The organism is Aquimarina penaris (assembly GCF_040786285.1).
Classification (GTDB): Bacteria; Bacteroidota; Bacteroidia; order Flavobacteriales; family Flavobacteriaceae; genus Aquimarina.
This window is the reverse complement of record NZ_JBFMKQ010000001.1, coordinates 1,878,591-1,900,400: the sequence shown is the minus strand read 5'-3', so window position 1 is coordinate 1,900,400 and position 21,810 is coordinate 1,878,591. Positions and strand designations below refer to the sequence as shown.

Genomic DNA, 21,810 nt, shown 5'->3' with positions numbered 1-21,810 from the left:
ATATTTGAGATGAACTCTTATGGTTCTTAATTGACAAACGAATAAATTATATAATATACACTAACTACTACCGACGACCCACTACAGACAAATTATGTATGCAATTTTAGATATAGAAACTACCGGAGGAAAATACAATGAAGAAGGAATTACCGAAATTGCTATTTATAAATTTGACGGACATGAAGTAGTAGATCAATTTATTAGTTTAGTTAATCCAGAAAGACCTATACAACCTTTTGTAGCTAATTTAACGGGAATAAACAATCAAATGCTACGTAGTGCTCCAAAATTTTATGAAGTAGCCAAAAGGATTGTAGAAATAACTTCTGACTGTGTTGTTGTTGCACATAACGCTAGTTTTGATTATCGAATTTTAAGAACTGAATTCTCTAGATTAGGATTTGAGTATGAGCGACAATCCTTATGTACTGTTGAACTTTCAAAAAGATTAATCCCCGATCAAGACTCGTATAGTTTAGGAAAACTAGTTCGCAGTTTAGGAATTCCGTTATCAGATAGACATAGAGCTAATGGTGATGCCAAGGCCACAGTAAAACTTTTTAAACTCTTACTAACAAAAGATTTAGAAAAAAAAATAATTACAGATGCCGTTCGTATCGATACCAAAAAACAGGTAGATGACAAACTCCTTAAGTTAATAGAACAAGCACCAATTGCTACTGGAGTTTACTATATGCATCGTGAGGATGGTACTATTATTTATATTGGCAAAAGTAAGAATATTAAAAAACGACTGAATCAACATTTTACTAACGATAACAGAAAATCGAGAAGAATTCAAGAAGAAGTAGTTAATGTATCCTACGAAATTACGGGAAGTGAACTTGTCGCATTATTAAAAGAAAGCGAAGAAATAAAACGAAATAAACCCAAATACAACAGAGCTCTTCGAAGAACAAAATTTGATCAGGCTTTATATAAGTTTATTGATGACAATGGTTTTGTAAACCTAAAAGTATCAAAAGCCGATCATCGAAAAACAATTATTACTACCTTTTCTAACCGGCAACAAGCAAAATCTTTTATGCACAGGTGGGCAGAAGAATACAATCTTTGTCATAAACTAATGGGTTTAGACACAAGTAAAGGCAATTGTTTTAACTATACCATAAAACAATGTTTTGGAGCCTGTGTTTTTTCTGAAAACCCAGAAGAATATAATCCCAGAGTGCAGCTATTACTACATGATAATTCTTTCGATAGCCAGGATATGATGATAATAGATCGTGGTAGAGATATCGATGAACAAAGTGTCATCCTCATTGAAGAAGGGAGATTTATAGGTATAGGATATTTTAACCTAAATCATCAAGTAAACAACATTGATATTTTACGCTCTATTATCACCCCAATGGAGCATAATAGAGATGCGCAGCATATTATACAAAGTTATACCCGGGGACATAAAAAGTTAAAGATTATCAAACTATCAAAAAATGATTAAAAACATACTTGCATTTACCCTTTTAACCATCTCGTTTTACTCATACTCCCAACAAACATATAACAGTGCAAGTATGGTGGTTAGTAACGCCGATTTGAAAAACAACACGTATAAAAAAGATACTACTGCCAATGCTTTTTTTATTTATGAAAAGGGATATAGTAGAATTGAGAATGGCGGGGAATATAATTTGCTTACTGATTATGAAGCTAAAGTAAAAATACTCAACAAGCAAGGTTTTGACAAGTCGACAGTAGAAGTAATGCTATATCGCAATAAATCTGGAAAAAAAACATTCAGAAAGCTCATTGCCTATACACATAATCTAGAAAATGGTAAAATTGTAAAAACCAAAATAGACGAACAGAACATCTACAAAGAAAAATATAACGAAAATTATACCTTGGTTAAATTTACATTTCCTAAAGTAAAACCTGGATCTGTACTAACCTATAAATATCAGATAGAATCGCCTTTTATTTATAACTTTAAAGATTGGGAATTTCAGGCCGATATTCCAAAGATCCACAGTGAGTTTATAGCAGATCTACCCGGAAACTATGTCTATAATGCCAAGATAGTAGGCACTATAAAACTAGAATCTAGAGAAGAAAAGTTAATAAAAAGATGTATCGAAGTACCTCGAGGTGGGAGTGCAGATTGCATGCATACGGTTTATATCATGAAAAATATCCCTGCCTTTAAGGAAGAAAAATACATGACAGCCAAAGAGAATTACTTTTCTAGAATCGACTATGAGCTAAAGGAGGTTAAAAGATTTGATGGAACCAAGCAAAAATATACCGAAACATGGGAAAATGTAAATAGAGAGCTTAAAAAAGAACCAACCATTGGACTACAGTTAAAAAAAGTAAACAACACCAAAGACATTTTACCAGATTCAATAAACGCAATGGCAACAAGCCTTTCAAAAGCCAAAGCTATCTACACATATGTAACGCAGAACTATAAATGGAATGGCAAATATGAACTTTTCAAGATAGATAACGAGGATAGCGAAATTAAAAAAGTCATTCAAAACAAAACAGGAAATGTATCAGGCATCAATATTCTATTTCACAATATATTAAAGCAGCAAGGATTTACGGTAAACCCTGTTTTGCTTTCTACAAGAAAGAATGGGTATCCTACAAAATTGTATCCTGTAATTTCTGATTTTAATTATATAATTACACAATTAACGATAGATAAAGACACTTACCTTTTAGATGCCACCGAAACTATGTTGGCGTTTGGCGAAGTGCCTTTTAGATGCTTAAACCAATATGGTAGATTACTTGATTTTGATAACGGAAGTTCGTGGATTAATATCAAACCTAGACTTCGTTCATCGTATTTCTTCAAAGAATCTGTTATACTTAATTCTGAATTAAAGTTAAGCGGTAGAGCAAATCATACTTTCTCTGGATATCATGCTTATCTCAAAAGAAAAACACTGGGACATATGGATGTTGATGATCATTTTGATCAACTCAAAAAGCTGAACCCCGAAATCAGCATTACCAATGCTTCTGTAAATAACCCTAAGGATTTAGAAAAAGTATATGAGGAGGAATTCAATTTTACAAGAAATACAGAGCAAATTGATAATGTTATTTTGATTAAACCTTTTTTGAAGTCTTTTTTTAAAGAGAATCCTTTTAAGTTAAATGAAAGAACTTATCCTGTTGACTTTGGTTACAAGGATTCATACAACTATTATGTTGCTATTGAATTACCTGAAAACTATGAATTTATAGACCTTCCAAAAAATTCGAAATATACCATTCCTAATAAATTAGGAAGCGTAATTACTAATTTTAAGGTTAATGGATCACAGTTGGTTGTTAGCCATAGAATAGTATTTAATTCCCCATATTATCCACCAGAATACTATTCGACATTAAAAGAATTCTTTAATCTAATTGTAGAGATAGAAAACAATACACTTATAACAATTAAAAAAGTAATTTAGTATTTTTAATAAAAAACACATCGCTTGAGCAAAAAAACATCACATAAAACCTGGAAAGACAAATTACACGAAATTATTTATGAGGCAGACACTCCTGCTGGTAAATCATTTGATGTTATTATTCTTAGCATGATCCTTGCCAGTATTATTTTGGTAATGCTAGAAAGTGTTTCTTATCTTAATGATAAATATGCCTCATTATTTAATCTTTTAGAATGGATTATTACCATAGTATTTACAATTGAATATTTCTTGAGAATTATAGCCATTAATAAGCCAAAAAAATACATTTTTAGTTTTTTCGGAATTATTGATTTACTCTCAACTATTCCTAAATATTTATCTATATTATTTGTTGGTACTCATGCACTTGTAGCCCTAAGAGCACTACGTCTATTACGAATTTTTAGAATTTTAAAATTAGTTCGATTTGTAGGAGCTTCTAATAATTTAGTGAAGGCATTAAGAGCCAGTAGAGCCAAGATTTCTGTGTTTTTATTTGCCGTTTTAATAGCATCTATAATTTTGGGAACCGTAATGTACCTTATAGAGGGATCAGAACATGGTTTCAACAGCATCCCAAAAAGTGTATATTGGTGTATTGTTACTCTAACTACCGTTGGATATGGAGACATATCACCCGAAACCCCTTTAGGGCAATTAATTGCCTCTATAATCATGATCATAGGGTATGGAATTATTGCTGTTCCTACGGGTATTGTTAGTGCAGAGTATGCGCAACAATCCAAAGAAAAACTACCTCTCAATACCCAACACTGTGGTAATTGCAACGTCGATAATCATTTAGATGGGGCAAAATTCTGTCATAACTGTGGAGAAGATTTACATAATGAATAAGAATCTCATTGTAATCACAGGTCCTACCGCAATTGGCAAAACTAGTTTAAGTATTGAACTTGCAAAACACTTTAATTGCGAAATTATTTCTGCAGATAGCAGGCAATTTTATAAGGAGATGAGTATTGGTACTGCAGCTCCGTCACCCTATGAATTAGAACAAGCGAAACATCATTTCATACAACATAAAAGCATTCATGAAGTATACACTGTAGGAGACTTTGAAAAAGAGGCTTTAAATACAATGCAAGAATTGTTTACTCACAATGATTATGTAATTATGGTGGGTGGTTCTGGTCTTTATATTGATGCCGTGACCAAGGGACTAGACACTTTTCCAGAAATAGACATTGAAGTTAGAAAAAAGTTACAAGAAGAGTATCAAAACAATGGTATTGAAAGTTTGCAGCAACAGTTAAAGGTACTGGACCTTACTTATTATGAAAAGGTTGACATACAAAATACACATAGAGTTATGCGGGCACTAGAAGTTTGTATTAGCAGTGGTTCGCCCTACTCATCTTTTCTTACCAAAACAAAGAAAGTAAGACCATTTAATACTATTAAAATAGGAATTACAGCCGATAGACAAGTTATTTATGATAGAATAAACCAACGAGTCGATATAATGGTTGAAAACGGGTTGATTGACGAAGTTAAAAGTCTTCATAAGCACAGACATTTAAATGCATTAAATACTGTGGGGTATAAAGAGATATTTAATTATTTGGATAGTGAGTGGGATTTAGATTTCGCTATTTCTGAAATCAAAAAAAATACACGCCGTTTTGCAAAAAGACAACTTACCTGGTTTAGAAAGGATTCTGAAATCGAATGGTTTAATTTTAAAGTAGATCTTAATTCGGTTTTTCTACACATCAAAAAAAAATCACTATAACAATGTTGTCATAGTGATTCTTTAAATTTGTTACCGTTATTGTTTACTAAGATTCTTCGCCTCGAACTACAAGCCTGAAACCTTCTCCATGAATATTAAGGATTTCAACATTTTCGTCTTTCTTAAGGTATTTTCTCAATTTAGCGATATACACATCCATACTACGAGAAGTAAAATAATTATCATCTCTCCATATTTTTGTCAAAGCTAATTCTCTAGGCATCAAATCATTAAGATGCAATGCTAGTAAACGTAATAATTCATTCTCTTTTGGAGAAAGTTTGATCGGATCTTCGTCATTATATGTTAAAAATCGAAGTTTAGAATTAAGGTGAAAACCACCTATTTTAAATTCAAACTGTTTACTATCTGCAACAGATTCTGTATTCTTACGCTGCATTATAGCCTGTATTTTCATCAACAAGACCTCACTATCAAAAGGTTTATTAAGGTAATCATCTGCTCCTACCTTATACCCTTTTAGTACATCTTCTTTCATTGCCTTTGCAGTTAAGAAGATAATAGGTATTTCTTCATTTTTATCCCTAATTTCTTTTGCCAGAGTAAATCCGTCTTTGTAAGGCATCATTACATCGAGAATACACATATCATAATCATCTTTTTTGAATTTCTCGAAGCCTTCCATACCATTTTTAGCATGCACAACATCATAATCATTCATTACTAGATAATCCTTTAATACTGTTCCAAAGTTTGGATCATCCTCTACAAGCAAAATCTTTTTGTTTTCTGTTTCCATATTTTAAGATATTAACGGTAATTTAATTATAAATGTGGAGCCTTTTCCCCTTTCACTCTCCACCCAAATTTGACCATGGTGGTCATCAATAATTCTTTTTACGTATGTAAGTCCTAATCCATGTCCTTTAACATTATGCAAATCTCCCGTATGCTCTCTAAAGAATTTTTCAAAAATCTTCTTTTGAGCAACTTTGCTCATGCCTATTCCTTGGTCACGAATCTTAAGAACGATACTATTCTTTACATTTTCGGTATATATATCAATTTTTGGTGCTTGATCTGAATATTTTATTGCATTATCAAGAATGTTCACCACTACATTGGTCATATGACTATCATTTGCCAATACAGAAGATTTAAGAGCTCCTAAATGAGTTTTTATATATCCTTCTCTATTTTCAATGATCAACGAAACATGAGTAACTGCATCTTCGATTATATCATGTAACTCTTTTCTTTCTTTCTTTATATTCAGTTCATTTTTCTCTAATTGAGATATTCTAAGTACATTTTCTACCTGGGCATGCATTCGTTTATTTTCTTCACGTATCATATTCATATAACGCTGTACTTTTTCAGGATCTCCTTTTATTTTTGGATTTTTAATAGAATCCAATGCCAAATTAATTGTTGCTATTGGAGTCTTAAGCTCATGAGTCATATTATTAATAAAATCCGTTTTAATCTGTGATATTTGTCGTTGCTGCATTAATTGTGACAGTGCACTAGAATATGCAACTACAATAATCAATGTAAATATTATTGATAATATGGCCATCCCTTTAATAGTAGAAAGGACATACTGTTTTTTTCCTGTAAAATTAACAAGCAACTGATACTCGCTTATACCTTCATCATCTACAAAAAGCGGTATTGCATATGTGGCAGGATGATCTAAACTAAAATCATCAGAACGCACTCTTGTTGCCAAAGCATTGCTATATATTGCAAACTCAAAACCTACTTTTATATCTCTTTCTTCAAGTTCTTTTGCTAGTAAATACTCAATCTCTTTCTTTTTAACTCTTCGATGAATGGGTATAAAACTGGCAATCTCTCCTATTACTATCTCATAATCTTTCCTCTGAAGGTCTGTTAGACCTCTTATTCTTTCTAATTTTGACTTAGAACTTTGTTTCGTATCATCATTTTGACTATCCTGAACTGCTATTTCAACATTACGATTTAATATGTTCTTTAATTTTACTGTATCAATATTAAAATTTATAAAAGATGAGAATAATTTATAATCTTCTTCTAAAATACCATTAGTATAAGCAAATGATCTTGTAGTATTGTCAATACTAATGTTTAAGAGCTGTCGTATTGTTTTATTATCAGGTTCTTCTATACTGTCCAGGATTTCTCGAAAAGGAAAAAACATTTCCTCAAATTCTCGATACTGTATCCTATTGGATACCGATATCAGAATTTGTTTAGCATTAAAAGAAAATTGTTCTTCATTATTCTCAACTGTGTTGTTAATCCAATATCCCTGAACGAAAATAATCCCAATTAATGATAAACTCATAAGGATTATCAGTAATACGAATAATCGTTTATTCATAGATCAAAAGTAAGACTTTAACATTTAGCTACTTTACGGTTTAACCAAATGTTAACAAAATGAAAGATTAATACCAGAACAGCCTCAGGAAGATATTTTTTTATGAATTTCATATACTTGGTTTTCAGTTTCCTCTAAATCAATATTATTTATAACAAAATCAGCTAGTATAATTTTCTGAGCATCATCCCATTGATTATTCATTCTCGAGAGTATTTGTTTTCTTGTAGTTTGATCCCGATTTAGTACTCTTTTGATTCGCTCCTCTATAGGAGCAGAAACCAGTATCGTATAATCACATTGTTTATGTCCATCATTTTCAAAAAGAATTGCCACCTCTTTTATAACGTAATCTGCATCTTGATCCCTTTTCCAGGTATCAAAATGATGGGCAACGGCGGGATGAACAATAGCATTTAATTTTTCTAGTTTCGATGTATCGTTAAAAACTATAGCTGCAATGTACTCTCTGTTTAATCGATCATCGATATAGGAATCTGCACCTAATAGCGCTACAATTTTTTGTTTTACGGCATCATCATTGTTCATTAACTTCTTAGCCTCATCATCTGCTATATAGACAGGAATCCCAATATTTTTAAACATTGTTGCTACCGTAGATTTCCCACTACCTATTCCTCCTGTTAATCCAACTACTTTCATAAAGGCTATTTTAAAACAACAAACTGAACTTGTTTTTCCTGTAAACGAACATCGTGTATAGACTTTGGTATATTGGTAAGCTCTAATGTCATAAACGAACTCTCTTCAGAAGCTTTGGCATAATCAGCTGTTACCATAAAATCTCTAGGACTAATCTCATTATACGTATCCAACCCAACTCTATATACAACCGTAATTTCTTTAGGAAAGATTTTAATCTCTACCCCTTCAGGAACATTATTTACTGTAATTGGAATTTTTTGATTTCCTTCTGTAAATTTACTCACCAAAATATCGGCTTTTATCTTTTGAGGCATAACCAGAACAGAGGCCGGTAATTTTTCGGTATTTATATTCAGCTCTGATGTATAATCTACGTTAAGCCCCTCGATTATCAAGTCTTCTGTATGTATAAATTGTATGGTATCAATAATCTTTGAAGGACCGCTTACCAAGGCCGAATCAGGAGAAATCACCAACCCTTTATCGCTTCCGTACCCAACGGTATATTTAATATCTTGCAGGGTCTTCACAGGGACCTTTTTTTCTAAATTAACATCTAGTTTTAACCGCAGTGTATCTTTATGTATTGATAACACTCTTCCTTTGAAATCTAATTTCTTCTTTAATATTGAAGATTCTTTATTTACATAAAAAAAATATTCATCATCATTGCCAGAAACTGCATCATCTACGTTTAATTGTAAGACAGGCTTTTTCCAATTATGGCTCATCAATCTAAAACCATTACCATTGAGTGTCATTCTTACTAATTGATCACTTTCGCCATTAAAAATCTTATCTTTCGGAAGATTGGTATACCGTACTGCAACCTCAACTTCTTGAGTGTAGTTTTTAGAAAACTGTATAAGCAACCAAAGAATTGAAGTAAATATCAGAAAAAATAAAAAGATCTTTACGTTGTTTCTCTTTAAAGAAAAGCTATTTTTTTTTCTACGTGGCATATGTATTACTTTGAAAAAAACAAGGTCTTAAATTGTTTTTCGGGTACTTTTTTTAATAGATGAATATAATAATAAGATTTTAAGAATCCTTTACCATACCCATAAAATTGTATCAGAACTGCCAGAATAGACTGCACTCCTATTGAAATATTCCTGAATGTTATGGTTGCTCCCAGAAATATAAGTAAAAAGTAAATCCCTAAAAAAGCAATAAAATACCATAATCCAAAAACCACTGATATGACCGAAAACACGATATAAAGTAGAAATAAAGTTGGAAACCAGTATGTTATTTTTGCGGTTTCGGGATGCCATTGATTTAAAATAGGTCTTACCAGTCCAAATTTATTAACTTGAGTATAGAACTTTTTCCAGGAAATTCTTCTTTTATGAAACACTTTGGCATCGGGAATCAACGCTGTATTATACCCTAATTTCCATAACCTTATAGTAAGATCCGGATCTTCTCCCGGATGTATATTACCAAATCCTTCTGAAGCCAGAAAAGCTTCTTTAGACAGCCCCATATTAAAACTACGTGGCTGAAATTTACCTAAGGTATTTTTTCTCCCCCTAATTCCGCCCGTTGTTAGATAAGATGTCATGCTATAACTAATAGCTTTCTGAAGGTTAGTAAAGTTTTTATGCGCATCATCTGGGCCGCCGTAACAATGCACAAAATTTTTAGATAAAAAATCATCAACCTTAGAAAGATAATTTTTTGGCAATATCACATCACTATCAAGAATGATGAAAAAATCACCTTTTGCCTTACGCATCCCGTAATTACGAGAATCACCTGGGCCTGTATTTAGTTTTTGATAGTAACTAATAGACAATTCATCTTTGTACTCTTTAACAACATGTTCTGATGTATCAGATGAACCATCTTCTATGATTACAATCTCATATGGCTTAGCATAATCCATAGCCATCATACTCTCTAACAGCTCATCTATCTCGTTTGGCCTATTGTATACAGGCACAATAAAAGAAAAATACATTTCCATATCATAAAGATAATCAACAAAAAATCCCATAACCAATTAAGTATGGGATTTCATGAGATATTATATTAGTTTTTAAAATGATGTTTACTCTTCATCCATAAACTTATCCATTACCAATTGACTTACTCCCATATTAGAGAAACCACCATCATGATATAAGTTTTGAAGTGTTACTTTCTTTGTAAAGTCAGAAAACATAGTTACCGTATAATCAGCACATTCATCTGCCGTTGCGTTACCAAGCGGAGACATTTTATCTGCATACTCTATAAACCCATCAAAACCTTTAACTCCTTTTCCTGCAGTGGTTGGTGTTGGAGACTGCGAAATCGTGTTTACACGTACTTTCTTATCTCTTCCGAAGAAATACCCAAAACTACGTGCTATAGATTCTAAATAGGCTTTATTATCTGCCATATCATTATAATCAGGAAATACTCGTTGCGCTGCCATATAGGTTAAGCCTACGATACTCCCCCATTCATTCATGGCTCCTTTTTTATACAAGGTTTGCATTGTTTTATGAAAAGAAAGTGCAGAAACATCCCATCCTTTTTCGCTAAAGCTATAATTAAGGTCTGTATAATGACGCCCTTTTCTAACGTTTACCGACATTCCTATAGAGTGCAGGACAAAATCGATTTTACCTCCTAGAATCTCCATTGATTTTTCTACAAGATTTTCTAAATCTTCTAAAGAAGTAGCATCTGCAGGTATAACCTGAGAGTTAGTTTTTTCGGCAAGGGTATTAATAGCTCCCATACGCATGGCAACCGGAGCATTTGTAAGCACAAAACTTCCTCCTTCTTCAAAAACGCGCTCGGCTGTTTTCCAGGCAATTGAACTTTCATCAAGTGCGCCAAAAATAATTCCTCTTTTACCTTTTAATAAATTGTGTGACATTTTAATTATAAATTAAAGATGATTATACAAGCCGTAAAGATAACAAAACGACCTAAACAGCAACACATCAAAATACATTTTAGTGTTTAATTATATAATAAAGACTTAGCATGTGTTAAAGCCGAATCCGAAATGCTCTTACCTCCTATCATTTCTGCTATTTCTCGTACTCGTTCCTCTTTACTCAATAATTTAAGTTGTGTGACTGTAGTGTTATCTATATCTTCTTTATAAACCTTGTATTGACTTTGACCGTTGGCAGCAATTTGCGGTAAATGAGTAATACTAAATACTTGCAAGTTTTTACTCATATCCATCATTAAATCTGCCATTTTATGAGCTACTTCTCCCGATACTCCCGTATCTATCTCATCAAAAATAATAGTTGGCAATTGTGCATATCTTGAAAGAATAGCTTTTATAGCTATCATAATTCTTGACAATTCTCCGCCTGATGCCACCTTTTTTAACTCCCCAAAAGAACCTCCTTTGTTCGCAGAAAATAAAAATTCCAAGTTTTCTTTTCCGTTAGAAAAATATTTTTCTTGTACATCCAAAGAAGCACTAAATGAAGCATTAGGCATCCCAAGGGATTTAAGTATATCTTCTAATTCTTCTATCAATTTAGGAAGCGCTTTTTTTCTCTTATCATGAATCTTTACAGCTACCTTATCCAATTGAGACTTAATCGTTACAATTTCTTTGTTAAGTACTTCGATATCTTCGGTTAGTGATTCTGTTTTAGACACCTTTTCCCGAAATGATTCTGTGATAACGATAAGTTCTTCTACATTGGCAACAGAGTGCTTAACCTGTAAGTTATGTATAAGTTCTATTCGTTTACTAAGTTCTTCTAATTGCTGAGGATCGGCCTCTAGTTTTTCTAGTTCATGCTGCAATGACAGATGCACGTCATCTAATTCTATGTATATACTTTGAATTCGATCTGAGAGTTCTTTAAGAGCACTCGAATACGACTCTATTTTAGTAAGATTAGCTTTAACTGTATTTAATTGATCAGAAATTCCAATTTCTTCGGAAGACACAATCCCCAGAGACCCTGAAAGTCTCTCCTGAATTTCTTCAATATTATTAAGCTTCTCATATCGCTCTTCTAATTCTTGTAATTCTTTGGGTCTCAACTTAGCCTCTTCTAACTCTTTTAACAAAAAAGCGTTATAGTCGTATTCTTTATTAAATTCTTCCTGATTCGTGATTAAGCCTTGTACCTCTTTTTCTTTTTCTTTAAGTAATCGAAGGCCTCGTTTATAGGATTCGATTTCGCGATGTGTATCTGCTAATGCATCAAGGATTTTAAATTGAAAATCATTTGTGGTTACTTCTAATGTTTGGTGTTGACTATGGATATCTATCAATTTAACACCAAGCGAAGCTAATGATTGTAACGTTACAGGAGTATCATTTACAAAAGCTCTCGACTTACCCGATGGCAAAATCTCTCTTCTGATAATGGTTTCGTTTTCATAATCAAGCCCTTCTTCTTCAAAAAGAGCAATAAGGTCATATTGAGATATTTCGAAAACCCCTTCGACAACGCATTTTTGAGAACTATCTTTTACACTACTAAGATCTGCTCTTTTACCAAGCAACAACCCCAAAGCTCCTAACAATAAGGATTTACCAGCTCCCGTTTCTCCGGTTATCGTTATTAAACCAGCATCAAACGATACTTGTAGTTGTTCTATTAAGGCGAAGTTTTTTATTGAAAGACCTCTAAGCAAAGGATAGGAAATTTTATTGTTTAAAAGGTAAAGATACTATAGTTTTAAAAAGATTTTATCTGTTTTCAAAAAAAGAGTTTTCTAAAACTTTATATTTTTCCAATTTTCTGTATAGGTTGGTGCAATTTTATTGAGTATCTGCACAGTCTCGGCAATACTAACAGAGGGGCCTCCAGAAAGAACACTTGATATTTCATCTGCTTTAGCATCAAAAAACACTCTCATTAAATAAGAATTTGGCCTTCTATTATGCATCTCCTGAAGAGAATTCATTGCTTTGGTAATGGTTTCTTTTCCTTGTTTTAAATTATTATGCATCACATCTAACCCCTCTCTATGATAAGTATACATTGCGGATCTATACCCATCAAAAGTACCAGAAAGTAAATCATCATTTAGTCTAAATCTACTTTGGGTGCCGTCTTGTGCATTCCAACCTAATGTATTACTTCCTTGAGCATTACCTACAATATTTTTTGCTTCTTCAAAATATTTACCACCACCATTTAATTCAAACGAATCGGCATCTACCCCAAGAATTGTATATAAATAAAATGCAATTACAGAAATGAGATTGGACTCATAACTATTAGGATTATAATTTAAGGGTTGAAATTCTAAGTAGTTAAAATTAAATTGTTTATCATTAACATTAAAGATTGTAGTCGCATAATTAGACCCAAATACAGGACGTGAAGCTTGCACCTGCACTGTTGCTGAAAAATCATCATTATCATACGTAGCTATAGTAATAAAAAAACTACAATCTATTCGTTCTTCGGTACGGTAATCTACGTTAGTCCATTTTGTATTATTAACAAACTCAGTTAGGGAACGCTCTAAGGTCTTAAAGACTTGCAGATTGGGATTCCCTGTTTGTTCTGCGTTAATTGCTACCTGAGCATTAAACTCCTGGGCGTTAAGATTAAAACCGAATATAAGTACTATAACTAGTAAGAATCTATACATTTCTTAGCGTATTAATTTCGTTGAATATATCTTGAGCAACTGCTGCTTTCGTTTTTAGTTCAAACGCTTTAATCTCAAATTTATGATTAATCAAACTTACTTTATTTGTCTTTCCTTTGAAACCTGCTCCTTTGTCATTAAGAGAATTAAGAACTATTAAATCTAAATTTTTATTTTTTAGTTTATTTTTAGCATTTTCTTCTTCATTATCCGTTTCTAAAGCAAAGCCCACCAAAAATTGATTTTTCTTTTCGGCTCCCATCCATTTAAGAATATCTTGTGTTCTCTCTAAATCTATCGAAAACGCAGTGTCCGCTTTTTTAATTTTTTGATCAGACACATGTTTAGGTCTATAATCGGCCACTGCAGCTGATGCAATTGCAATATCGCAATTATTATAATTAGAAACTACTGCATCATACATGTCTTTTGCACTAATGACATTGATAACATTAACAAAACTATGATCGACTTTAAGTGATGATGGCCCTAAAATTAAATCTACTTGTGCTCCTAGATTTGCAGCTGCACATGCTAGCTCGATCCCCATTCTACCACTAGAATGATTTCCAATAAATCTAACTGGGTCAATTGCTTCGTAGGTAGGACCAGCGGTAATCAATACTCTTTGTCCTTTTAACGGAAGCTTACTTACAATGTCTCTTTCTAAGAAATCAACAATACCCTCTGGTTCTGCCATACGACCTTGCCCTACTAAACCACTTGCTAGTTCTCCTGATTCAGCCGGAATCATGATATTACCAAATTCTTGTAATTTCTTAAAAGTCTCGTGTGTAGAAGGATGTTTATACATATCCAGATCCATAGCCGGAGCAAAATATACTGGGCATTTAGCAGATAGATACGTAGCAAGCAACAAATTATCACTATTACCTGTTGCCATTTTAGATAATGTATTGGCTGTAGCCGGGGCTATAATCATAAAATCTGCCCACAATCCCAGGTCTACATGATTATTCCATACTGCATTTTCATCTTCTTGATCATAAAAAGAAGAATGTACAGGGTTTTTGGATAATGTAGATAATGTAAGCGGCGTTATAAAATCTTTGGCTGCAGGTGTCATTACTACTTTTACTTCGGCACCAGCTTTAATGAACAAACGCACTAAACCTGCTACTTTGTATGCAGCAATACCAGCGGTGACACCTATTAAAATTTTTTTACCGCTTAAAACAGACATAAACTTATAAAGATTCTGTGTCTGTTTTTGTATTTCTATGATAGATCTTATCTTCTAACCATTCTTGTACCGCTAAAGCATGTGGTTTTGGCAATCTCTCATAAAATTTAGAAACTTCTATTTGTTCTTTGTTTTCAAAGATTTCTTCTAAACTATCATTGTAAGTCGCAAACTCATCTAATTTCTCAAGAAGTTCCTTTTTAATATCTGTATTAATCTGAGTTGCCCTTTTAGATATTATAGAAATCGCTTCGTAGATATTATCTGTTGGCTGATCAATACGGTTTTTATCGATTGTAGTAGTATTTACCGGAGCATTACTTTTTTTCAAATCCATCTTCTACTTTATTTTCTGTTTATAGTTTTCTAATCGTAGCTTTATATCTTCTGCTATTTTTTCCGCTTTTTCTGTATACTCTCCCGATTTATAATATTTTTTATAATTATTATAATATCCTTGAGTAATTTCAAGACGGTCTTTCACCAAATCCTCATAACTACCAATAGCTAAAAGATATTCGGATTCTAACTTGTAATATAACACTTTTTCTCTGAAAGGCGATCCAGGATAGTCTACCAGATAATTATCAAAAGCCGAAATAGCCACTTTATAATTTTGTCTGTGATGGTATTTCTTAGCTATCTCGTATGCCTTTCTTTCTTTTTTCTCTCTAAGCTCTGCAACTAAAGTATTTGCTTCTGCTAATCTTTCACTTTCTGAAAATGTATTGATAAACGATTGCAACTTTTCTATAGCCGTAGTTGTCTCGGTTTGATCTAAGCTATATCTAGGTGATAGTTGATAATAACTTTTTGCACTCTTAAATGCAGCCTCTTCTTTTTTATCACTATTAGGATACGATTTCACAAATCTCTCAAACTGATATCCTGACAAATAATAATCTTCTAATTGGTAATACGTATCAGAATAATAGTACATTATTCTTTCTGCTTGCGGTTTTCCTCTATATTGAGGAACGATTTGTTCAAAAATCCTCAACGCTTTTTTATACTTACCTTCTTTATATAACCCTTCGGCCATTTTATACTTAGGAGAAAGATCATCATTCCTAAGTACTTTTTGGTACTCACTACACGATCCAAAGGTTAACACAAAAATAAGTAAATACAATAATCTCTTCATAGCTTAAAAAACATCGTGCAAAAATATGTATTTCTGCGGTATTACAAAAACTTTAGCCCATCAATTCGTCAGTCTTTATTTATCAGTATTTAATCAGTGGAAAAATACTTTAAAAAATACTTTTAAATACTATCGACTTTAGGACACTTTAATAACTATATAATTGAAAGGTTGTTGCAGAATATATCGTATATAAATTCAAAAAAAAGAGATTTTACGACTTATCTGACTCATTAGTATATGTTTTATCTAATTTATTGTGGTCAAGAATAGTATACCCATGATCATCATAATAGAATGCAGGCATGAAACTATGGTCTTCTTTGATGTTTTTTAACACATATGAATGAACTTGGTGGACTTCCTGATTAAAAGATTCATCATAATAACTTACCAGTATTAACAGTTCTCCATTTAGTTGCAATAACCTTTCTCTATCAAATTCTTGTAATGGACTTGATTCGTCTATTGCATGAACAATAGTCCATGTCGTTGGGAGATACGTAATCGAATTACGTTCTAATTTAAGGTTATAAAAACTATTAACATACTTTTTATTCTCATCTTGCTGAGACAAAGCTAGCGTAGCTTCTATTTTGGGGTGAATCATCACGTTTGCAGTCTTGCTCATTAATCTAAACATAATAGAATCTACTTCATTATGCTTCTTAAGAATCATACTACTGCTAAATCTAATATTTGCTCTAGGTCTAGAAAATCGTCCGTACAACAACCCTGTGATAAAAGAAAAACTAAGCAATCCTATCAAGGCTTCGAATGAGGATATTACCCCAAACAATAGTCCTTTAGGCGCCATCGCCCCATAACCTACTGTGGTGATTGTTTGTGCTGAAAAAAAGAATGCATTAAGAAAGTCTTTAAAAATACTTCCGGTAGGTTCTGCTATATTAGATATACCCAATATGGTATACATGATTGCAAATAAAACATTGATTAAAATATACCCCAGTACAACCCATAAAAAGAATTTCCACCAACTGATACTTATTAGGTATTCATAGCTTTCTGACAAAGAACCAGATCTATTAATATGCTTAATGCTAAAAGAGCCATCTGGATTAATAAAACGCTTAGCGTGTCTATTCGACGATCTTCCTATTCCTGGATCTTTAATTTTTTTAGCCATGAAGTTTGAAAACTATTAATTTTCAATAAACGTTCTAATTTTTTTTGCCAAATCTTGGGAAACAGGTATTAATGGCAAACGAAGATTATCTTCACAAACACCTTTTATCTTTAAAATATGCTTTATCCCTGCAGGATTTCCTTCTTCAAAAGCATAATCTATAATAGGTAAAAGTGTATATAGTATACTAAATGCTTTCTCGGTTTCACCAGACAATCCTAATCTAATCATCTCTGAAAATTCTTGAGGAAAACCTTGACCTATAACACTAATCACTCCGTCTCCTCCAGCAGCAACTGCTGGTAACGCTAATGTATCATCTCCCGAAATAACCAGAAACTCTTTAGGCTTGTCTTTAATAATTTTTAATACCTGAGTAACATCTCCAACAGCTTCTTTTATTCCAACTATTTTATCTAATTGCGCTAGACGTAATGTTGTATTTGCAGTCATATTAGTCCCTGTTCTTGAAGGAACATTATACAACAAAATAGGTATTGGAGTATGATCGTTTATTGTTTTATAATGCTGATAAATACCTTCTTGATTGGGTTTATTATACATCGGAACTACAGAAAGTATTGCATCAAAATGCGACAAATCGGTTTCCTCTATTTCTTTAAGAATTGCAGCTGTGTTATTTCCACCAATCCCAATAACCAAGGGTAATCTTTTGTCGTTTACATTTACGATATGTGCTACTAATTTTTTCTTCTCCTCTTTAGAAAGTGTAACCGATTCGGCCGTAGTACCTAATACTACAAGATATTCTACGTTACCTTCAATACAATAATTCACAAGTGATGTAACGCCTTGATAATCTATAGAACCATCTTTACTAAATGGAGTCGCTAATGCCACACCTGTTCCTCTAAGAAAACCACTCATACTAAATAATCTGTAAAATTTTTAAATATTTCTTAAGTTCTGAGATAAAGAGACTGGTATCATTTGTTGTAGACCCAATAATCAAATCATTTATTCGATTATCTACCTCTGCGAAACCAATTTTTAGTTTTGCTTTAGAAGCAACTGCAACATAGTTCAACTCGAGCTTATCTTCCTCATAAAAGTTAATCAACACATCATAATCTTTACGTATGAAATCTTGTAAAACCCCATTCTTTATTGAACCATTAACCGCAAAGCTTTTATCATTATAAAAGGCAGCATCCTTATCATCTTCTATATCTTTATCTTCTTTATACCCTACTATCTTTAAATTTCCAGGTGTAACTCCTAATTCATTTGCTAACTTTACTATAGACGACTTATTGATTGAATAAGACGCATCAACAAGCACCGCAAGGGTTTTAAGAGTAGAAATATTTGGAGAAGAAGAATCTCTTTTCTTCAAATGAGTTTCTATACTTTTCTTTATTGCATTTCTTTTAAGACCCTTTAAAATCATTTATAAAAAAGATTAAGAAGCCACAAATGTAGCTATTTTACAATTTAAAATCACCTTGACAGCTTCAAGAATAAACAGAAATATTAGATCCTCCAAGATTACTTATCCTGGCGACTAATCTTTCTTTTATGTTTTCATCAAAATACCAAGTCACATAGCTCAAAGGAATCACCTGGATTCCAACACGATACAAAACTTTATATCGTTCTATAGAAAAAGAAGCTTTAAAATCACCCGGATAACCTATTAGATCAATTCCCAGATATTTCCCATTTTTCTCTATTAGAATATCTACTATTAACCCTGATAGCTGATATCCTACATAATAATTAACATCTAATTTACTTACATCCAAAAACTCACATATTTCTTTCACAAACAAATCCAATTGATTTTCTTGTGTCACCATAGCACTTCTATCACTTGTTGATTTTTCTATGTACCCACGAAGCAACGAATCAAATTTTAATTCTCCTACCGTGGCAGACAAAAATACTTCTTGCAAGTTTCTAGCTCTTGTAATCATAACATTAAAAACATCTGCCCTGTTGAGATAATTTAACGCACTATGATGTGAATCATTATCTACTGCTAATGAAATAATAATTACATCCCGTTCATCACCTTGAAAAGAATACGGAGTACCCAACCTCATATTATGTTTGTGCAGCTGATTTAAAGAGATTTCTTTTCTTAGTATTTTACCCAGATAGGTTACTTGATCTCTAAATGGTGAAATTACTCCAATAGTAGTAGCTTGCTTTTTTTGTACACCATCCTCACTTTTAATAAGGTTTTTTACATATTCAACAACAGATAAGGCTTCAGCTTCATTTACTCCTTTACTATTTCTTTCGCCTTCAATCTTATGAATAAAAACAGACTTTTGATTTTTATACTTCGGAAGATCATTCATCACTAATAATGAATTATCATAAAATGATTCATTACTATAACGAATAATATCTGGCAAGGATCTATAATGTTCATTAAGGAGACTCAATTGTCCTGATGATTCTATATTTTCTAGAACAAAATCAAGAAGACTCTTTTTTCTATAATTAAACATCTCATCCCATAAAATATTGTGCTTTCTGGCGAGTGCAAGCATTTGCTGTTTAGACAAAAAACTTACATGCCTTAATTGTTTAGGATCACCGGTGATCACAAGTTTTTTTGCTCTTTGCATTAGAGGCAACACTCCAGCCATATCACATTGAGTGGCTTCATCAATGATTAAAAGGTCAAACATTTCTTTCTTTAAAGGAAGGACCTCGGCAGCTTTATCAATTTTTACCAGCCAAATCGGAAGGGCGTCAAGAACAATATCAAAGTTTATCGATTCTAATGCATCTGCTTTCATTGATACATCTTCATTCCTAAGAGAGTTTACCAGCTTTTGAAGTTCTTTCCAGTTAAAATCTACCCTATCTTTTATTTTACCTAATACCTGCCCCATTAATTTTTTATTAGCCTCTTTAATACTTTTATTAAGGGAAGACATGTATTCGTCAATCAATATCCATTCTTGTTGTTGCCATTGTTTAAAAAGTTTTAACCACTGAAGTTTTATGCTTCTTACTATTCCTGGTTTTTTAAGAATAGTAAATGTTAGCTCAGCACTTCTTGTATCGATTTCCGAAAATTCTAATTCTATTTCTCGTAATCTTTTATTTAGATCATCCAGGTGTGCAAAATCTTTATCAATTTCACTTCTAAAAGGCAAATTATCAAACCGATACAAAAACTTCTCTAGACTTGCTATTAATGACATCTTATATCGTGCTCCACCTGCTTTCATTCTATACCTGCCAACAGAAAAAGATTCTAATTTATCCGATATCACTTGTAATGCTTCATCGGTTCGTGTGGCGACAAGCACACTTTTCCCTTGACTTAAATAATCTATTGCAATAGCTGCAACAGTATATGACTTACCTGTTCCCGGAGGACCAACAACTACAGACTTATTCATTTCGTTAGCCGCTTTAATACTTTTCTCTTGCGCCGCATTAAGAATAAATGGCTTAATTGATGGAGTATATTTTTCTCTCTCTGCAGAAGTATAATTACCAAGATATGACTTAATAGCCAATGAGAAATCCAAGGTATTCGATAGTTGCTCTAATTCATTAACCACATTCTGAATGTTATTAGCTTTACTAGACACCATTACTCCCGCAGTCGGAAGCAATTTAAAACAGTCAAAATTTTTATCGGTTGTAGCATTAAATTGTTTTCTTACCGCCGATGGTTTAAGTAATTTAGGAAATAATGGAATTTCTTCAGAAAAAGAAATATTAGAAATGTGTTTTTCAAATAAACGTTGCATTCGAGCAATAAATGGGTAATCTATTACTTCTTCATCTAACAAAACCGTAAATTCTTCCTGAAACTTTTCAAAAGAAAAATTAAAATCCAGTGTTCTAAGAAAACCATAATTTACCTGCCTGTCTTCTATATGCAAATTTATGAAGTATTCTCCATCAAGCTGTTGCTCTATTCTTGAAGGGTAAAAAAATATTGGAGCACATACTTTTAGTGTTTTTTTATTAAATAATTTTCTTTTTCCGACTAAAAAAAGAGAACAATAAAACAGTTGCTTATCCCTCTTATACAGCTGAAGATTTTTTGACAAGACCTCCCCTTCCTTACTTGGAAGGTATTGATGTTTATATTTACCATTAATCAATTCTTCTTCTAGATTTTGAAGAATTTGGTTTTCAAACTTAGAAGAAAAGAAATTCTCTATACTAAACTCTCTATTATCTGCCTTATAACAGTCTGTTAAGTATTTAACTAGCGATGAAATTTCCAATATTTTTCTCTTTATACCTTTTATTAATTACTAAATATAAAATAAAGTTAACCCGCTGTGCATTTAGGAAAATCATTACAAAAAAAGCGTCAATTCGAGTATTTTGCGTAATGAAATGAAGACAAAATGTATCGAGAATAGCTTTTTTTAACCAATAATCCTATTCTCGATAGCTCTGCTGAGCCAGTCGAAGCACTCGAATTGACGGAGTTTGGTTAAAAAATATCTAAATGCACAATGGGTAAAGTTAATGCGAATATAAAGTATAAATAATTTAGACATAGCATTCAATTATCTTATCGAATT

The 21,810-nt window shown here is 32.4% G+C and carries 19 protein-coding genes; 4 read left to right on the top strand and 15 right to left on the bottom strand.

Going from position 1 to position 21,810, the window contains the following annotated elements; genetic code table 11:
- The first annotated feature begins 94 nt into the window (after positions 1-94).
- Genes ABW637_RS07910 through miaA form a run of 4 tightly spaced genes read left to right on the top strand, consistent with a single transcriptional unit; the run spans position 95 to position 5,199 of the window.
- Positions 95-1,468: an exonuclease domain-containing protein gene (locus ABW637_RS07910; RefSeq protein ID WP_367584109.1), complete on the top strand. Its 1,374-nt coding sequence runs from the start codon at positions 95-97 to the stop codon at positions 1,466-1,468.
- Positions 1,461-3,443 (top strand): DUF3858 domain-containing protein, encoded by a 1,983-nt coding sequence (locus ABW637_RS07905; RefSeq protein ID WP_367584108.1) that lies wholly within the window; start codon positions 1,461-1,463, stop codon positions 3,441-3,443. Before ABW637_RS07910 ends, ABW637_RS07905 begins: the two co-directional genes overlap by 8 nt.
- A gap of 24 nt (positions 3,444-3,467) precedes the next feature.
- A complete protein-coding gene (locus ABW637_RS07900) occupies positions 3,468-4,301 on the top strand; it encodes an ion transporter (protein ID WP_367584107.1) in 834 nt (277 codons plus the stop codon).
- Positions 4,294-5,199, top strand: coding sequence for a tRNA (adenosine(37)-N6)-dimethylallyltransferase MiaA (gene miaA / locus ABW637_RS07895; RefSeq protein WP_367584106.1), 906 nt, complete (start codon positions 4,294-4,296; stop codon positions 5,197-5,199). The genes ABW637_RS07900 and miaA overlap by 8 nt, the downstream gene beginning before the upstream one ends.
- Positions 5,200-5,245: 46 nt before the next feature.
- On the opposite strand, the gene ABW637_RS07890 is transcribed toward miaA, so the two are convergent.
- From ABW637_RS07890 to ABW637_RS07820, 15 genes are all read right to left on the bottom strand, one after another.
- The gene (locus tag ABW637_RS07890) at positions 5,246-5,959 is read right to left on the bottom strand and encodes a response regulator transcription factor (RefSeq protein WP_367584105.1); all 714 of its coding nucleotides are present in this window, start codon (positions 5,957-5,959) and stop codon (positions 5,246-5,248) included.
- Between the two features lie 3 nt (positions 5,960-5,962).
- The gene (locus tag ABW637_RS07885) at positions 5,963-7,528 is read right to left on the bottom strand and encodes a sensor histidine kinase (protein WP_445012716.1); all 1,566 of its coding nucleotides are present in this window, start codon (positions 7,526-7,528) and stop codon (positions 5,963-5,965) included.
- Between the two features lie 84 nt (positions 7,529-7,612).
- Entirely contained in the window at positions 7,613-8,191 is a 579-nt protein-coding gene (gene coaE, locus ABW637_RS07880) for a dephospho-CoA kinase (protein WP_367584103.1), read from the bottom strand.
- A gap of 5 nt (positions 8,192-8,196) precedes the next feature.
- Positions 8,197-9,156 carry a YbbR-like domain-containing protein gene (locus tag ABW637_RS07875; RefSeq protein ID WP_367584102.1) on the bottom strand — a complete coding sequence of 320 codons (960 nt, stop codon included), beginning with the start codon at positions 9,154-9,156 and terminating at the stop codon, positions 8,197-8,199.
- A gap of 5 nt (positions 9,157-9,161) precedes the next feature.
- Positions 9,162-10,196, bottom strand: a complete 1,035-nt coding sequence (locus ABW637_RS07870; protein WP_367584101.1) for a glycosyltransferase family 2 protein — start codon at positions 10,194-10,196, stop codon at positions 9,162-9,164.
- 54 nt (positions 10,197-10,250) lie between these two features.
- Entirely contained in the window at positions 10,251-11,069 is an 819-nt protein-coding gene (locus ABW637_RS07865; protein ID WP_367584100.1) for an enoyl-ACP reductase FabI, read from the bottom strand.
- An 86-nt stretch (positions 11,070-11,155) separates the two neighbouring features.
- On the bottom strand, positions 11,156-12,811 hold the full coding sequence (recN, locus tag ABW637_RS07860) for a DNA repair protein RecN (RefSeq protein ID WP_367584099.1): 1,656 nt from the start codon (positions 12,809-12,811) through the stop codon (positions 11,156-11,158).
- A gap of 81 nt (positions 12,812-12,892) precedes the next feature.
- Positions 12,893-13,780, bottom strand: a complete 888-nt coding sequence (gene porD, locus ABW637_RS07855; RefSeq protein ID WP_367584098.1) for a type IX secretion system protein PorD — start codon at positions 13,778-13,780, stop codon at positions 12,893-12,895.
- Complete coding sequence (gene coaBC, locus ABW637_RS07850; RefSeq protein ID WP_367584097.1) at positions 13,773-14,984, bottom strand: bifunctional phosphopantothenoylcysteine decarboxylase/phosphopantothenate--cysteine ligase CoaBC; 1,212 nt, start codon at positions 14,982-14,984, stop codon at positions 13,773-13,775. The genes porD and coaBC overlap by 8 nt, the downstream gene beginning before the upstream one ends.
- 4 nt (positions 14,985-14,988) lie before the next feature.
- A complete protein-coding gene (locus ABW637_RS07845; RefSeq protein WP_210198875.1) occupies positions 14,989-15,321 on the bottom strand; it encodes a DNA-directed RNA polymerase subunit omega in 333 nt (110 codons plus the stop codon).
- Between the two features lie 3 nt (positions 15,322-15,324).
- The gene (locus tag ABW637_RS07840; RefSeq protein WP_367584096.1) at positions 15,325-16,128 is read right to left on the bottom strand and encodes an outer membrane protein assembly factor BamD; all 804 of its coding nucleotides are present in this window, start codon (positions 16,126-16,128) and stop codon (positions 15,325-15,327) included.
- Between the two features lie 214 nt (positions 16,129-16,342).
- Positions 16,343-17,275 carry an ion channel gene (locus tag ABW637_RS07835; protein WP_367584095.1) on the bottom strand — a complete coding sequence of 311 codons (933 nt, stop codon included), beginning with the start codon at positions 17,273-17,275 and terminating at the stop codon, positions 16,343-16,345.
- Positions 17,276-17,290: 15 nt separating this feature from the next.
- On the bottom strand, positions 17,291-18,163 hold the full coding sequence (gene dapA, locus ABW637_RS07830; protein WP_367584094.1) for a 4-hydroxy-tetrahydrodipicolinate synthase: 873 nt from the start codon (positions 18,161-18,163) through the stop codon (positions 17,291-17,293).
- A gap of 1 nt (position 18,164) precedes the next feature.
- Positions 18,165-18,686, bottom strand: a complete 522-nt coding sequence (locus tag ABW637_RS07825) for a DUF6913 domain-containing protein (protein ID WP_367584093.1) — start codon at positions 18,684-18,686, stop codon at positions 18,165-18,167.
- A 64-nt stretch (positions 18,687-18,750) separates the two neighbouring features.
- Positions 18,751-21,504, bottom strand: coding sequence for a DEAD/DEAH box helicase (locus tag ABW637_RS07820; RefSeq protein ID WP_367584092.1), 2,754 nt, complete (start codon positions 21,502-21,504; stop codon positions 18,751-18,753).
- Positions 21,505-21,810 lie beyond the last annotated feature (306 nt).